The sequence below is a fragment of the Pseudomonas sp. SA195 genome, assembly GCF_054131565.1.
Map to the genome: position 1 here is coordinate 3,186,592 of NZ_CP096392.1, position 15,449 is coordinate 3,202,040.

The following is a 15,449-nucleotide window of genomic DNA, read 5'->3' on the forward strand; positions in this document are numbered from 1 at the left end:
CACTGAACCGCGCCAGCAGGGGCCGGTCGAACGACGGCAGTCATCAGGAGAACCCCATGCACCGTCTGACCACGATTTTCGCCTTCTGCCTCGCCCTTCCCTTCGCCTCGACGGCATCCGCACAGGCCTCTGCGCTCAACCAGTTGCTCGAACAGGTTGCCCGAGAAAGCAGTGTCGGTACGCCCAGGGCCATCAATTCCGACTTGCTGGACGAAGGCTATAGCGTCGATGGCAACGAGCTGGTCAACCACCTCAGCGTGCAGCCTCGTCATGCCGCGCAGATGCGCGACAATCCCAAGGATGTCCGGACCCAGCTGGCCGCGAGCGTTTGCAACAACAACGGCCTGCGCGAGTTGATGAACCGTGGTGCGGTGCTGCGCTTCGAGTTCAGCGAGTACCAGAGCAAGAAGCCGATCACTACCGAACGCTATCGCGCCAGCGACTGCTAATTGCCGCTGTACCGGGCGACGCGTCAGCGAAGGACGCGTGGATCACCCTTTCCGGCGACGGCGGCCGCCTCATCCGGTTTGAGTAGCGCCGTGCGGGGCACGTCAAGCAGACGAGCACAGGCCGCTAGAACGTTCGCCCAAGTTGCCCGGTTGGCGAACTGCATGCCTGCTTCGTCCAGCGTACCGCCGCGGTTGCGGTAGCCCAGTACCGAGTTGCGCTGGGCATCGGGCAAGATTGGCCATAGATGCCCGCGCACCACTTCCGGCCGCATATGGGTGAGCAAGACCCTCAGCGGCATCCGTTCGGGAAACAGTCGCTCAGCGACGCCATCGGCGGCCAGCGCATCGATTTCCCAGCGATCCCGCGGCGCCCGGAAGCGACCCGGCTCCTGCAGATAGACAAGGCGATAGGCAACGTCGGCCTGCCGGAGCCGGGCTGCCGCCCGCTGCATTTCAGTCAATTGATAGCTACCGTTGGCGATCAGCAGCAGAGGCTGAAACCCCTGGGTTTCGTCGACGATGATCGCCCCCTCGTTCGCCAGACGCTCTGCCTGCAAGGCATCGAATTGAATCGGCCGGTCGCGCTTGGGCATGACCAGGCAAGCAAGCGTGCCGCGCGCCTGGTAGATCGAAGGCAGCAGCGCCAGCGCGCTGTTGTAGTCGGCAGGAAACAAAACCCGCGCCATGTCGTTCATTTCACCGAGCAGGGCCTCGCAGAAGGTCGTGTCTTGGTGGGACTGCTGGTTCTTGCCGTTTTCCCAGGTATGGGACGTGGCAACCAGCGGCCAACCCAGCCAGCCGGCTGGTCGACCGACCTCCTTCTGCTGCCGAGCGAAAAGCAGGCTTTGCCGCACTGCGCCCAGCATCTTCACGCAGAACGCCTCATAGCTGGCGACAAGGTTGAGGCCGCCCTGGTTAGCCAGGCAGGCCGACACCACGGCCTCTTCGTTGAGCGCTGTGATGACCTTTCCATCGAGTGCTTCGAGGTCGCTTTCCGGCTCCACCACGCGATGCCTGAGCGCGGTCAGAACGCCGCCAAGGCGGTTGCTTGCCAACTCGTCGGGGTTTCCGACCCGCGCACGCAGCTCAGGATTCAGGCGAGTGAGTTCGACAAAGAAGTCGTCCACCGCAGCCATTGGTGAGCCGGCCTCCTCGCGGTAGGCCAACCGGGGCATCCGCGGTTCGGAAGGCCTGCGCAGCGCCATGGTGTTGTCACGTTCGAGCGGTCGCCCTTGGCGATGCTGACGCAGCCGCTCACGCGCGCCCTGCAGCATGTCCTCCGGAACGAATAACGGCGCGACGTGTTCGTTGAACAGCCTGCGTGACGTTTCGTCGCGGTGCGGATTGCCTGGTAGAGGCAAGTTATGAGCCGCATTGCTGCCCGCCCCGTAAAAACCGAATCCCTTTTCAGTTTCGGCAATGCCATATGGAATGGGCAGCGGATAGGCGAGAATGCCGCGCCCTTTTTCGTCGATCCGACGACTCAGGCGCTGCTCCATCTCCCACAGCATGCAGACGAAGGCGGCAGGGTCACGGCCATCGAAGGGAATCGGATCGAAACCACAGCGGCTCAGGTGCTGACGGAAGCCTTCCAGGCCCTCGTGCGTGCCGAGCTGCGTGCGCTGCTCGATACGTCGGCCGTTAGCAATCATGATCGGCAGGGCCATTCCACAATCTTCGGCGCGCCACCAGCGTGGCATCCAGTCGCTGCCGCGCTGCTCTTCAGCAGCGCCATCTGACAGGAAGGCGACCAGCGTTTCGCCAGGCATCGGCAGGTGGCCGTACTGAAGCTCAGCGAAGCCGAGATATCCCCCTTCGGCGATTCCGCCACCCGTGTGTGCATTGACGTGGCTGCCCAATGGGGCCGCAGGCACACCGTCGGGCGCCAGTTCATAGCCGTAAAAGTCATTGAGCAGCCGGTCGATTCCGGCCTCACCCGCCCCGTAAGCCTTCTGCTGCTCGGGCTGCAAGTTGTCGCTCAGCAAATTCAACGCTTCGATCGCCGCAACACAGTGACCCTGCCCCATCATCCAGCCCCGGGTCGTGCCTGTCAGCGCGTTGATGCCTAGATAGCCTGCATAGGCCGGCACCATATTCAACGACCCGCCCGTATGGCCTTCAGGGTTGGGCTTGAAGTCCTCGGCCTCGAGCGGGCCGCCGTCCAGCCGGACCCGCCGCGCATAGGTCATGTGCACAACCAGCCAAAGCCCGGCCGAAGCCAGGCGGTCGAGCGCCTGCAACAGGCGGTACACGTCAGCCAGTTCGGGTTGGAGGTCAGCCTGAACCAATTGGTGCGCAAGCCGGTAGACCGCAGCCTGAGTCTCCAGCGAATGCATGAACGGTCCGTAGCCCTGCCGCCAAAGCGCGAATTCCGGCTGGCTGTCGGCATGGCGATCCAGTTCGGCAAGGCTGGGCAATAGCTGGGTCATGGGCACGCTCCGTTGATTAGCGGTTGAGGTAGTCTAGGCGGCGACCCAGCGCAGCTCTCTGATATACGTCAAGACGCAACGAAAGGCCGGCGGGCATTCTGATGCCAACACCCCAACAGACAGGAGTGTCTATGGCTTTGCTCAGCTTTCTTGGCGCCATCCAGCAGGTCACCGGTTCGTGTTACTTGATCGAAACCCACGGCGGCGCACGCGTCTTGCTTGACGGCGGCTTGCGCCAGGGCCGGCGTGAGGAGGAAGCCGGCAATCGCATGGCGTTCTCTTTCGACCCCACCACCCTAGACGCTGTGGTCGTTTCGCATGCCCATATCGACCATAGCGGCCTTCTGCCCAAGCTGGTTGCGTCGGGTTACAGAGGGCCCATCCATGCGACGACCGCAACCTGCCAACTGCTTGAGCTGATGCTGCTCGATTCGGCGACGCTTCAGGAAAAGGACGCCGAGTGGGAGAACCGCTGGCGGGCGCGCCTGAACAAGCCGCCGATCAAACCACTGTACACCCGCGCCGACAGCGAGCGGATGCTGCTACAACGCGAGCCACATGAATACGGCGCAGCGTTCGAGGTAGCGCCAGGCGTGAGCGTTACGCTGTTCGACGCCGGCCACATTCTCGGTTCGGCTATCGTCCAGGTTGATGTGCTCGACTTCGATCGTCAGCGCCGCCTGGTCTTTTCTGGCGACCTGGGGAACGATACGTCACCCCTGATGCACCCCCCGACGCCATTGCGCGAGGCGGACGTGGTCCTGATGGAATCGACCTATGGCGACCGCGATCATCGAGACCACGAAGCGACCCTAGAGGAACTGGCCGACATTCTTCAACAAGCACATCGGGACGGTGGCAACGTCCTGATGCCATCCTTCGCTGTCGGGCGCACCCAAGACCTCATCTATTACCTTGGCCAGCTGTACCAGCAAGGCCGAGTCCCCCAGCAAGCCGTGTTCCTCGACAGTCCCATGGCAATCCGCGCCAACGCCATCTATTCGTCCTTCCGAGAGCAATTAGAAATCGCAGGCTCTGAGCACCGCACCCAGCTACGGCTGGAAAAGTGGTTGCCCATTCTCAAGCCGACGCCGACGCCCGAAGAATCGATGACCATCAACCGCTTCAAGAGCGGGGCGATCATTATCGCCGGGAGCGGCATGTGCAGTGGCGGGCGCATCCTGCATCACTTCAAGCACAACCTGTGGCGCAAGGAGTGCCATCTGATCATCCCGGGCTTCCAAGCGCGCGGCACGCTAGGCAGGGCCATCGTAGACGGCGCGAAAACGGTCAAGCTGCTGCACCAACGCATTGCAGTGAACGCACGGGTTCACACGCTTGGCGGCTTTTCAGCCCACGCCGGGCAAACGCAGCTAATCGACTGGGTCGCGCATTTCGATCCCAAACCGGAGCTCTATCTCGTGCATGGTGAATCGGAGAAGATGCAGGTGTTGCAACGCACCCTAGCCGAGCGCCTATCCCTACAGGCCCGCATCCCGGAACCCGGGGACCGCATCGCGCTCTGATGCGGGTATCGTGGCACCCGGTTTCGAGGCTTTGACCGATCTACCGGCCAGCGCACCACTACATCCTTGAAGGGAGACACCGCCGTATGGCTTTTGAACCGGACGATTATCTGTCCCGCCACTTCAAGACGAGCGGTGCCGACCTAGCCAGAACGATCGACAAGCTGGTCTCGCTGGCCGCACCACCGTCAAGCCAGAACCTAGAGCTCTACCGCGAGATGCTGGTGACCGTCGTGCGCATGGCCCAGGCCGACCGTAGCCGTTGGGATGCCAAGATTCTGCTGCAGACGATGCGCGAGATGGAGCATGCCTTCGGCCGCCTCGACCCACTCAAGCGACGCCGCAAGGTGACTGTGTTCGGCTCTGCGCGCACGCCGGTCGAGCATCCGCTCTATTCCTTGGCAAAGTCGCTCGGCGCCGTCCTTGCCCGCGATGGGCTGATGGTAATCACCGGAGCAGGGGGCGGCATTATGGCGGCCGCGCACGAAGGCGCTGGCACTGACAACAGTCTGGGATTGAACATCACATTACCGTTCGAGCAGCACGCCAACGCCACAGTGGACGGGACCGATCACCTGCTGTCGTTCCATTTCTTCTTCGTCCGCAAACTGTTCTTTATCAAGGAAGCCGACGCGCTCGTGCTTTTTCCTGGCGGTTTCGGCACCCTGGATGAGGCGCTCGAGGTGCTGACTCTGGTCCAGACCGGCAAAAGCCCCCTGGTGCCCATCGTCCTGCTCGACGAGCCTGGGGGCACCTATTGGAAGGATGCGCTGCACTTCATACGCCACCAGCTCGAAGGCAACCGTTACATCCTTCCCACCGACATGCGACTGATGCGCCTCGTGGACAGCGCCGAGGCGGCGGCCGAGGAAATAAACCGTTTCTATCGCAATTTCCATTCGAGCCGCTGGCTGAAAGACCGGTTCGTGATGCGCATGAATCGCCTGCTCAGCGACACCGCTCTTGAGCAGGTGAATGAGCAATTCGCCGATCTGTGCCTACACGGCCGGTTCGAGCAGCAAAGCAGCTGCGAAGCGGAACGGGACGAACCAGAGTTGCAGGGGTTGCCCCGCCTCGCATTCGTCTTCAACGGACGGGACCATGGCCGGCTGCGCGAACTCACCGACTATCTGAACGACGCGAGCAACTGGGCCGAGCCGAATGCATCGCTTTGAGGCCCGGCCTCACGAAAGCAAGCCTCAACCGTTGCGCAGCAAGCGTCCGATCGAATCCAGCGGATAACCGCGGTAACTGAGGAATCGGCCCTGCCTGGCGCGCTCTTTTTGGTCCGCCGGCCGGGCGCCACCAAACTTCCGCTGCCAGACAGCCTGCAATTGCTCGTTCCAGTCGAAGCCACTTTCGCTCAGGGCACGATCGATGTCGTGTCGATCCAACCCCCGCTGTCCCAACTCTTCCCGGATACGCAGCGGGCCGTAACCCGCATTTGCCCGCATCCGCACAAAGCTTTCCAAATAGCGCGCTTCGCTGAGCAGCCCTTCTTCGGCAAGCCTATCCAGCGCCGGTTCGACAAGCGCCTCCGGCGCGCCTCGAGAACGAAGCTTGCGACTCAACTCGACGCGCCCATGCTCACGGCGCGCTAGCAGATCCATAGCGGCCCGCCGCACCGCAGCGGGACTATCGAGCACGACGGGCATGGCGGTCAGAGATCGGCTTCGACGAGATCTTCAGCGACCGGGCTGGTCTTGCCGTTGGAGCCGGACGATACGACCAGCAGTTTGTCGCGAATCTGCTGCTCGATCTCGCGACCGATTTCCGGGTTTTCTTCCAAGAACTTGGCGGCGTTTGCCTTGCCCTGACCGATCTTGTTGCCCTTATAGGCGTACCAGGCACCCGACTTCTCGACCAAGCCTTGCTGTACGCCGAGGTCAATGATCTCGCCGTTGCGGTAGATACCTTTGCCATAAAGGATCTGGAACTCGGCCTGGCGGAACGGCGGCGCGACCTTGTTCTTGACGACCTTGACGCGAGTTTCGCTACCGACCACCTCGTCGCCCTCTTTCACCGCACCGGTACGGCGAATGTCGAGGCGCACGGAGGCGTAGAACTTCAGTGCATTACCACCTGTGGTGGTTTCGGGACTACCGAACATCACGCCAATTTTCATGCGGATCTGGTTGATGAAAATCACCAGGCAGTTGGCGTTCTTGATGTTACCGGTAATCTTGCGCAGCGCCTGGGACATCAGGCGAGCCTGGAGGCCGACGTGGGCATCGCCCATTTCACCTTCGATCTCGGCCTTGGGCACCAAGGCTGCAACGGAGTCAACGATGATCACATCGACCGCGTTGGAGCGAACCAGCATGTCAGTGATTTCAAGGGCCTGTTCGCCAGTGTCGGGCTGGGATACCAGCAGGTCGTCGACATTCACGCCCAGCTTGCCGGCATAGTCCGGGTCCAATGCGTGTTCAGCGTCGACGAAAGCGCAGGTGGCACCTGCCTTCTGTGCTTCGGCGATTACCGAGAGGGTCATCGTGGTCTTACCAGACGACTCGGGACCGTAGATTTCGACGATACGGCCCTTGGGCAGGCCGCCAATACCCAGCGCGATGTCCAACCCCAGCGAACCGGTGGAAATAGCGGGAATCGCCTGACGATCGTGATCGCCCATGCGCATGACTGCGCCTTTGCCGAACTGCTTTTCGATCTGGCCCAAGGCGGCAGCCAAGGCGCGCTTCTTGTTCTCGTCCATTACAATCCTCACTTGATCAAGAGGGCCAGAGGCCACAACAACTGTATAAGTAGACAGTATTAGAGCATAGGCAAAAACGAGCGCCTAGCCCTCGTACGGAATTTCTCCGGCCGTCAGACGGATCAATCCGACGAGTGCCGCTTCCACGCTCTGCTCCCGGATGGCCTGGCGATCGCCATTGAAACGAAAGCAGCGGGCGAACCGCTCTTCTCCTCGCCCCCACGCTAGCCAAACCGTACCGACAGGTTTTTCCGGCGAGCCACCTCCCGGTCCCGCCACACCGCTGACGGCCACCGCATAACGCGCTCCGCTGGCCTGTTGAGCACCGGCGATCATGGCCTCGACCACCTCGTGACTGACCGCACCTACGCGACTGAACAACGCGGGCGGGACCTGCAGTTGGCGGGTCTTTTGTTCGTTCGAGTAGGTGACGAAGCCCGCTTCGAACCAAGCAGAACTGCCGGCGATGCGGGTGATCGCTTCGGCAATGCCGCCCCCCGTACAGGACTCGGCAGTGGTGACCTGCGCGGCTTGCTGCGCGAGGACTTGCCCCAGTTGGGCGGCTAGATCGGTCAAGCGGGACATGAAGGCTCCGGGATCGTCTTCCAGGGCGCTACCTTAGCAGCCGCTCCGGGATGCGGTCAGCCGCAGCGCACATCCAGTGCCGCTGCATTTCAAGGAACATAAACAAGGCTGTCAGGTATCAGAACCAGGCCGGTCGAGGCTGCGCGCCTGTTATCGCACGCCCCCTAGCGTTGTCCGCCAGGTCTGCGGCCTGCCCTGCCCAGGCGCCCTATCCAAGCGTTCCGACGGCGGCCCGTGATAACCTTGCCGGTTTCGTTCACCCGGGCGGCGGATGGCCCGCCGAACGCTCGCAACCCACGCTGAGCGACGCTGCCCTTGCATTTTTCCAGCACACCCGATTTCCAAGTATCGAGCCCTATGTCAAACGACCTGTCTCATCACACACCCATGATGCAGCAATATTGGAAGCTCAAGCGCGAGCATCCGGACCAGCTGATGTTCTACCGGATGGGTGACTTCTACGAGCTGTTCTATGACGACGCCAAGAAGGCGGCCAAGCTGCTGGACATTACCCTCACCGCCCGCGGCCAGTCCGGCGGTAGCGCGATTCCTATGGCCGGCATTCCGTTTCATTCGGCCGAAGGCTATCTCAGCCGGCTGGTGAAGCTGGGCGAGTCGGTAGTGATCTGCGAGCAGATCGGCGACCCGGCAACCAGCAAAGGCCCGGTCGAACGCCAGGTTGTACGCATCATCACGCCCGGTACGGTTAGCGACGAGGCGCTGCTCGATGAGCACCGTGACAATCTGCTTGCCGCTGTGGTCGGTGATGAGAAGCTGTTCGGCCTGTCCGTGCTGGACATCACAAGCGGCCGCTTCAGCGTGCAAGAGTTCGGCGGCTGGGAAACGTTGCTGGCCGAGGTCGAGCGGCTCAATCCGGCAGAGATGATGATTCCGGACGACTGGCCCACTGGGTTGCCCCTCGAAAAACGGCGTGGCGTGCGCCGGCGGGCGCCCTGGGATTTCGACCGTGACACCGCATTCAAGAGCTTGTGCCAGCAATTCGGCACCCAGGATCTCAAGGGCTTCGGTTGCGAAAAGCTAACGCTTGCGCTGGGCGCCGCGGGTTGTTTGCTCGCTTATGCCAAGGAAACCCAGCGCACGGCCCTGCACCATCTGCGCAGCCTGCGCCACGAGCGCCTCGACGAAACCGTGATCCTTGACGGCGCGACGCGGCGCAACCTGGAGCTGGACATCAACCTCGGCGGTGGCCGGGACAACACGCTGCAATCGGTGGTCGATCGTTGCCAGACCGCCATGGGCAGCCGCCTGCTCAGCCGCTGGCTGAACCGCCCGCTGCGCGATCGCGCCTTGCTCGAGGCTCGTCAGGACTCGATCACCTGTCTGCTCGAGCACTATCGCTTCGAGCAGATCCAACCTCAGCTCAAGGAAATCGGCGATCTCGAACGGATCCTCGCGCGCATCGGCCTGCGCAACGCTCGCCCGCGTGATCTGGCCCGGCTGCGTGATGCCCTCGCTGCGCTGCCGCTGCTGCAAGACGGCATGCGCGAGCTCGTCGCACCGCACCTGATCGAGCTGGCTGCGACCATCCGCACTTATCCTGAGCTGGCAGAACTGCTGGCTCGCGCGATCATCGACAACCCACCGGCGGTGATCCGCGACGGCGGCGTGCTGAAGACTGGCTACGACGCCGAACTGGACGAGCTCCAATCCTTGTCGGAGAACGCAGGCCAGTACCTGATGGACCTGGAAAGCCGGGAAAAGGCCCGCACCGGCTTGGCCAACCTCAAGGTCGGCTACAACCGTGTGCACGGGTACTTCATCGAGCTGCCAAGCAAGCAAGCCGAGTCGGCACCGGCTGACTACATACGTCGGCAGACGCTCAAGGGCGCTGAGCGTTTCATCACCCCGGAGCTCAAGGAATTCGAGGACAAGGCCCTCTCAGCGAAAAGCCGTGCGCTGGCGCGTGAAAAGCAGCTCTATGAAGAATTGCTCGAACGGCTGATCGAGCACCTCGCGCCCCTGCAGGAAAGCGCCGCGGCCTTGGCCGAACTGGACGTGCTGAGCAACCTGGCCGAGCGCGCCCTGAACCTGGACCTCAACCGCCCGCGCTTCGTCGAGCATCCCTGCTTGCAGATCGAGCAAGGGCGGCACCCCGTCGTCGAGCAGGTGCTACAAACGCCCTTCGTCGCCAACGACCTCCAGCTGGACGACGACACCCGCATGCTGGTCATCACTGGCCCAAACATGGGGGGTAAGTCGACCTACATGCGCCAGACCGCACTGATCATCCTGCTTGCGCAGATTGGAAGTTTCGTGCCGGCCAAGGCCTGTCAGCTCTCGCTGGTCGACCGCATCTTCACCCGCATCGGCTCTTCGGACGACCTGGCAGGTGGACGCTCGACCTTCATGGTGGAAATGAGCGAGACCGCCAACATCCTGCACAACGCCAGCGACCGCAGCCTGGTACTGATGGATGAAGTGGGTCGCGGCACCAGCACGTTCGACGGCCTGTCCCTGGCATGGGCTGCCGCCGAGCACCTGGCAGAGCTGCGCGCCTTCACGCTGTTTGCCACGCACTATTTCGAGTTGACCGTGCTGCCGGAAAGCAAGCCCGTGGTTGCCAACGTGCATCTCTCGGCGACCGAGCACAACGAGCGCATCGTCTTCCTCCATCACGTGCTGCCGGGCCCGGCGAGCCAGAGCTACGGGCTGGCCGTCGCGCAACTGGCCGGCGTGCCCGGTCCGGTTATCCAGCGTGCGCGCGACCATCTGTCGCGGCTGGAAACCACCAGCTTGCCGCACGAAACGCCGAAAATGGCGGTCGGACAGCCCGCACCGCCGATGCAGAACGACCTGTTCGCCAGCCTCCCGCATCCTGTGCTCGAGGAGCTCGGGCGGATCAATCCCGATGACCTGACACCGCGTCAGGCGCTGGAGCTGTTATACAACCTTAAAACACGCGTCTGACGGCCAGAAAAAGCTGCTAGAATCGCGCGCATTTTTTGGATATGGCCGGTATTGCCTGGTACCGACATAGCCCTTGCCGAACAGGGGCGTCACCGTAACGCCACCTGACACGCCTGAGGAGATAGCTAGAATGACCTTCGTCGTCACCGACAACTGCATCAAGTGCAAATACACCGACTGCGTGGAAGTCTGTCCGGTGGACTGCTTTTACGAAGGCCCGAACTTTCTGGTCATTCATCCGGACGAGTGCATCGACTGCGCGCTCTGCGAGCCGGAATGCCCCGCCCAGGCGATCTTCTCCGAAGATGAAGTGCCGGACGAGCAGCAGGAATACATTCAGCTGAACGCCGACCTGGCCGATATCTGGCCAAACATCACCGAGAAGAAAGACTCGCTGCCGGATGCCGAGGAATGGGACGGCGTGAAAGACAAGCTGCAATACCTGGAGCGGTAAAACACCACTCAAAAAAATGCCCGCCGAAGCGGGCATTTTTTTGCGTGATCGTCAGGTGCGATCGACACCTTTCTTGATGGTGTCCTTGGCTTCGCCCTTGACCTGCTGAGCATCGCCTTTGATTTCCTGCCGCTGGCCTTCGCCCTTCATCCGCTCGTTGTCGGTCGCTTCGCCGACGCCCTGCTTGACCTTGCCAGCCGCTTCGTTGAGGTTGCCTTTCATCTTGTCTTCAGTACTGCTCATGGCGTTTCCCTCTATGTCTATGGGTTGCATGCGGTTGACTAGAACTGGGCGTGGATAGTTTCGCCTGACCGAGGAACGGTCGTCCCTGGTTCAGCCGCTCCTTGCCCTGACTAGCCGGCTCAGCAAGGGCCGGCCCGCCAGATGCAAAAAAAGCGGCGCACCGGCAATCAGGTAGAAGTAATAAGTCACGAACCGCCAGATCAGGATTGCCGCCGCGGCCGTCGGCTTGCCCACCAAGGGCGCAAGCAAGGCGGCTGACGCCAATTCAGCACTGCCGGCACCGCCGGGTAGCAGGCTGAGCTGGCCGGCGGTCAACGAAAGCAGTTGCACGATGAACGTCCAAGCCCAGGCGAGTTGGCTACCAAGGCCTTGCAGGGTGAGGTAGAGCACGCTGTACCGCAGCAGCCAATGCAGGGTCGTGAGAACAAATACAGCGAGTAGGATGGCCCGCGGCAAGCGGAAGCATTCGAGCAGTGCATTACGGAAACTCAGCATCTTGCGCGCCCAGCCGAGCCTGCGATGCGCCTTTACTCCGACACGCTCGATCAACCACCCGTTGAAACGAAACACCTGCCGATGGAAGCGCCCAAGCAACGCGAGCAATACGATCAGGCCGACCAATAGCGCCGCACTAAAGCCCAGCAGGCTCGCGATGTAGCTGTTGAGCGAATGCGTAACTGCATAGATCAGCACGCCAACCAGCGCGCAGGCGAAGAACAACAGATCCGTGAGCTGCTCGACGGCGTAAGTAGCGGTGCCCTTTGCCGCCGCGATGCCCCGGCGATGGAGCAGCGCCATCATGGTTAGCGGCCCGCCGGCGCCGCCGGGCGTGGCGCAGATCGCGAACTCGGTGGCGATGACGATTCCGACGGCGCGCGGCTGGCTCAACCGGCGCCATCCGACCAACAATCGCAAACGCAAGGCGTTGAGAAACCAGCCGACCACGATCATGCCCAGCATGACGGCGAGCAGATCCACCGGGAAGCGTCGCAGGCGCTCGAATAGCCCGCTGCCGCCTAGCAGCAGCGGAACCAGCCCCGCCGTCAGCAAGGCGCCAGCGAGCAACCACCAGCGTCGATTCATGCGGCGGCACTCGCGGCTCGCCAATGGCCGTTCAGCCAGTCAATCTTGGTGACGGGTCGACGCCCGTCGCGCAGCAGTCGGCCCAGCACCTCCAGCCAGTATTCACGAGCGAAGCGATGCCGCATGTCGACCGGGTGCAATCCGAGGCGCAGCACCGGCGCATCCCGATGACGCAGCAACGCTCGCTCGCTGACCAGGCGCGAGACGCCACGGCGCCAAGCACTGCGGGCACTCCAGACCAAACCCGGCGCCTCGATGCGCTGGTAGTCCGGCAGCCGGTAAAAATGCCCAGGATCACTGGTGTAGGTAAGGCCAGTACGCGCCAGTGCACGACGAGCACCGGGACCGAGCAGCCAGGCTGGCGGCACGAAGCCGTGCAGCGGCCAGTCGAGCCGACGAAACAGTGCCATTCCGTCATCGAGCCGGCGCGACGCCTCGCCTTCGTCGAGCGGATAGAATTCGCCTTCATGCGTAAAGACCCGGCGCATGAACCAATCCCGCGGCGTGCGCGGCGGCGGCGCCTCGTCGGCATGAAAATAGCCATGCAGGATCAGCTCATCGCCTCGAGCCAGACGACCATCCAGCAGCCGGACGAAGTCGGGATGGGCTTCGAGCGGGTTACGCCGATGGAAGTCCGGCACGACCAGCCAGGAAATCGGGATATCGCCTAGCTGGTCCACCGCCTCGACAAAGGGCCGATAGTCCGGCCAGGTCTCGGGCGCCACATCGTGCAGCACCAGCATCAAGCTACGCTCAGCCATGGACGGCGACCGGCAGTTCGGCCGTACCGAGCACGGCATGGTAGTGCGCAAGCAGGCCGGCCACTACCGCATCCCAAGCATGGTGCGCCTCGACGTGCTGTCGCGCCTGGGCACCGATCAGGCGGGGATCATCCTCGAACAACTCACGTACCGCCTGCGCCATGGCCGTCGCATCCAGCGGGCGGCACAGCCGACCGGTATGGAACGGCACCAGTTCCGGGAGGGCGCCGGCGCGCGCGGCAACGACGGGAATACCGCTGGCCATCGCCTCGAGCGCGACCAGGCCGAACGTCTCCTGGTTGCCGGCGTGCAGGAGCACGTCGCAGCTGGCCATGTAGCGCGCCACTTCGTTGGCCGGGCAGAACTGATCGACGACCGTGACATTGCCCGGCACGCGCTGCGGCATGCGTGACCCGACCAGCAGCAAGTGATACGGCTTGCCTAGCTGGCGCGCGGTTTCCAGCAATACCGGGATGTTCTTCTCCCGCGACCCGCGTCCCGCAAAGATCATCAGCCGGGTGTCATCGGCCAGCCCGAGCTCGCCCCGGATGCCCGTGTCGCGGCGCTCGGGGCGAAAGGTATCCAGATCGACGCCCAGCGGCTGCACATAGACGTTCGGCACACCGAGCATCCTGAGCTTGTCGGCCATCACGCGGCTGGGCGCTAGAACCCGGTCGAAACTGCGGTACAGCCGAGACACGTAGCCGTTCATGTTAGCGCCCAGCCACCGGCCGATGCGATTGCTCACCAGCAGCGGCAGGTCCGAGTGATAGAAGCCAATCACCGGCACATCCAGCCGGCGGCCCGCGTCCAGTGCGGCCCAGGCGGTCATGTAGGGATCGCCGACCTCGATGACGTCCGGATGCAGGACGCGAAGCTGGTTGCGCCAGGGTGCGCGGCGCACTGGGAAGCGATAGCCCTTGCCGAACGGCAGCGCCGGCGCCGGAATCTGGTAGATCCCTGCACTGTGCCGATGGCGGTCACCAGGCACCAGGATGCTGTGGCGTACCCCGGAATAGAGTTGCAGGCGGCGATGCTTGGCCTCGAGATAGGTACGCACCCCGCCGCTGGCAGGGGCATAGAACATGGTCATGTCTGCGATGTGCAAGATGGAGCGTCTCCGTGATCCTGATGCAGCACTTTCGGAAAGACGCAACCGCCAACGCGGGACCAGACCCGACGTTGCCTGCCGGTCCATCCCGAAAGGTTTTGCAATGATCCAATGGACCGCCCGCATTCGCTGTCGTTCGCAGCGCTCTACACGCGCGCACCGCCGATGAGTCAGTCGTCGACGCGCTTGTCTCCGTCGTCCTTGCCTTCGCTGGACGCATGCTCGATGACCGCGTTCATCTCGGCACCAAACAGCAATACCGCCGCAGAAATATAGAAGTAAAGAAGCAGCACGATGACCGCGCCGATGCTGCCGTAGGTGGCGTCGTAGTTACCGAAGTTCTGCACGTAGATGCCGAAGCCGACAGACGCGCCAATCCAGACGATGACCGCGACCACCGAGCCCGGGGTTATGAAACGAAACTGTTGCTCTACGTCGGGCGTAACGTAATAGAGCACCGCAACCACCAGCATCATCAAGAACACGATCACCGGCCAGCGCAGCCAGGTCCAGAGCGTGACCACGATTTCCTTCAAGCCGACCTGGTCGGCCAACCACGCCATGACCTGCGGACCGATGATCATCAGGGCTGCCGCGCACAGCAGGATGATCGCCAGGCTGATGGTGTACACCACTGCCAGAAGCATCAGCTTCCAGGTCGGCCGGCCCTCCTCGACGTCGTAGGCGCGGTTCATCGCGTTCATCAGCGAACGGATGCCAATCGATGCCGACCAGAGCGCGACGAGGATACCCACCGAGAGCACGCCACTCTTCTGATTCTGCAACTGGTCGATCACCGGGTTGACCAGGTCCAGCGCGTCCGGCGGCAGGACCAGCGACACTTGCTCGCGCAACCAGGTGAAGAAGTCCTGCAGGTCGAGCATGCCGAGCATGGCGATGAAAAAGAGCAGGAACGGGAACAGCGAGAAAATACCCCGGTAGGCCAGCGCCGACGCGTAGGTCGTCATGTCGTCCTTGCTGAAATCCTTGAGGGTGCGCTTGAGCAATTCGAATGCGCCGATCCCACCCGTATTCAGCAACGCCATTGCATGTCCCCCGCCTTTTAGAAATCCAACTGATGAAATTGGGACGGCCCGTTGTGTCGAGAGTTCGCCGTCTTCGCGCCCGATCGTCACGCCGGTGCCGCGCAAGGGTGCGCTGCGGCACAAC

The 15,449-nt window shown here is 62.5% G+C and carries 14 protein-coding genes; 5 read left to right on the forward strand and 9 right to left on the reverse strand.

What is annotated here, in order from left to right; genetic code table 11:
- Positions 1–56: 56 nt before the first annotated feature.
- The gene (locus M1D78_RS14810) at positions 57–449 is read left to right on the forward strand and encodes a PA3611 family quorum-sensing-regulated virulence factor (RefSeq protein ID WP_437420752.1); all 393 of its coding nucleotides are present in this window, start codon (positions 57–59) and stop codon (positions 447–449) included.
- 23 nt (positions 450–472) lie between these two features.
- Here M1D78_RS14810 and M1D78_RS14815 read toward each other — a convergent pair whose 3' ends face one another.
- A complete protein-coding gene (locus M1D78_RS14815; protein ID WP_437420753.1) occupies positions 473–2,878 on the reverse strand; it encodes a phosphoketolase family protein in 2,406 nt (801 codons plus the stop codon).
- 131 nt (positions 2,879–3,009) lie between these two features.
- On the opposite strand from M1D78_RS14815, the gene M1D78_RS14820 reads away from it, so the two are divergent.
- Together M1D78_RS14820 and M1D78_RS14825 are read left to right on the forward strand one after the other, a co-directional pair.
- A complete protein-coding gene (locus tag M1D78_RS14820; RefSeq protein ID WP_437420754.1) occupies positions 3,010–4,404 on the forward strand; it encodes an MBL fold metallo-hydrolase RNA specificity domain-containing protein in 1,395 nt (464 codons plus the stop codon).
- Between the two features lie 86 nt (positions 4,405–4,490).
- On the forward strand, positions 4,491–5,579 hold the full coding sequence (locus tag M1D78_RS14825) for an LOG family protein (RefSeq protein WP_437420755.1): 1,089 nt from the start codon (positions 4,491–4,493) through the stop codon (positions 5,577–5,579).
- Between the two features lie 24 nt (positions 5,580–5,603).
- Here M1D78_RS14825 and recX read toward each other — a convergent pair whose 3' ends face one another.
- From recX to M1D78_RS14840, 3 genes are all read right to left on the reverse strand, one after another.
- Positions 5,604–6,059 carry a recombination regulator RecX gene (recX, locus tag M1D78_RS14830; protein ID WP_437420756.1) on the reverse strand — a complete coding sequence of 152 codons (456 nt, stop codon included), beginning with the start codon at positions 6,057–6,059 and terminating at the stop codon, positions 5,604–5,606.
- A 5-nt stretch (positions 6,060–6,064) separates the two neighbouring features.
- Positions 6,065–7,114: a recombinase RecA gene (recA, locus tag M1D78_RS14835; RefSeq protein WP_437420757.1), complete on the reverse strand. Its 1,050-nt coding sequence runs from the start codon at positions 7,112–7,114 to the stop codon at positions 6,065–6,067.
- Positions 7,115–7,198: 84 nt separating this feature from the next.
- Positions 7,199–7,699, reverse strand: a complete 501-nt coding sequence (locus tag M1D78_RS14840; RefSeq protein ID WP_437420758.1) for a CinA family protein — start codon at positions 7,697–7,699, stop codon at positions 7,199–7,201.
- 357 nt (positions 7,700–8,056) lie between these two features.
- Between M1D78_RS14840 and mutS the strand changes: the two genes are divergently transcribed.
- Positions 8,057–10,627: a DNA mismatch repair protein MutS gene (mutS, locus tag M1D78_RS14845; RefSeq protein WP_437420759.1), complete on the forward strand. Its 2,571-nt coding sequence runs from the start codon at positions 8,057–8,059 to the stop codon at positions 10,625–10,627.
- Between the two features lie 130 nt (positions 10,628–10,757).
- Positions 10,758–11,081, forward strand: coding sequence for a ferredoxin FdxA (gene fdxA / locus M1D78_RS14850; protein WP_437420760.1), 324 nt, complete (start codon positions 10,758–10,760; stop codon positions 11,079–11,081).
- A gap of 51 nt (positions 11,082–11,132) precedes the next feature.
- Here the strand turns inward: fdxA and M1D78_RS14855 are convergent, their stop codons facing one another.
- The 5 genes from M1D78_RS14855 to M1D78_RS14875 form a co-directional block, all read right to left on the reverse strand.
- Positions 11,133–11,324: a CsbD family protein gene (locus tag M1D78_RS14855; RefSeq protein WP_437420761.1), complete on the reverse strand. Its 192-nt coding sequence runs from the start codon at positions 11,322–11,324 to the stop codon at positions 11,133–11,135.
- Between the two features lie 90 nt (positions 11,325–11,414).
- The gene (locus M1D78_RS14860) at positions 11,415–12,407 is read right to left on the reverse strand and encodes a lysylphosphatidylglycerol synthase transmembrane domain-containing protein (protein ID WP_437420762.1); all 993 of its coding nucleotides are present in this window, start codon (positions 12,405–12,407) and stop codon (positions 11,415–11,417) included.
- The gene (locus M1D78_RS14865) at positions 12,404–13,168 is read right to left on the reverse strand and encodes a DUF2334 domain-containing protein (protein ID WP_437420763.1); all 765 of its coding nucleotides are present in this window, start codon (positions 13,166–13,168) and stop codon (positions 12,404–12,406) included. The genes M1D78_RS14860 and M1D78_RS14865 overlap by 4 nt, the downstream gene beginning before the upstream one ends.
- Positions 13,161–14,276, reverse strand: a complete 1,116-nt coding sequence (locus M1D78_RS14870; RefSeq protein WP_437420764.1) for a glycosyltransferase family 4 protein — start codon at positions 14,274–14,276, stop codon at positions 13,161–13,163. The genes M1D78_RS14865 and M1D78_RS14870 overlap by 8 nt, the downstream gene beginning before the upstream one ends.
- A gap of 173 nt (positions 14,277–14,449) precedes the next feature.
- On the reverse strand, positions 14,450–15,325 hold the full coding sequence (locus tag M1D78_RS14875; RefSeq protein WP_437420765.1) for a YihY/virulence factor BrkB family protein: 876 nt from the start codon (positions 15,323–15,325) through the stop codon (positions 14,450–14,452).
- Positions 15,326–15,449: the final 124 nt, after the last annotated feature.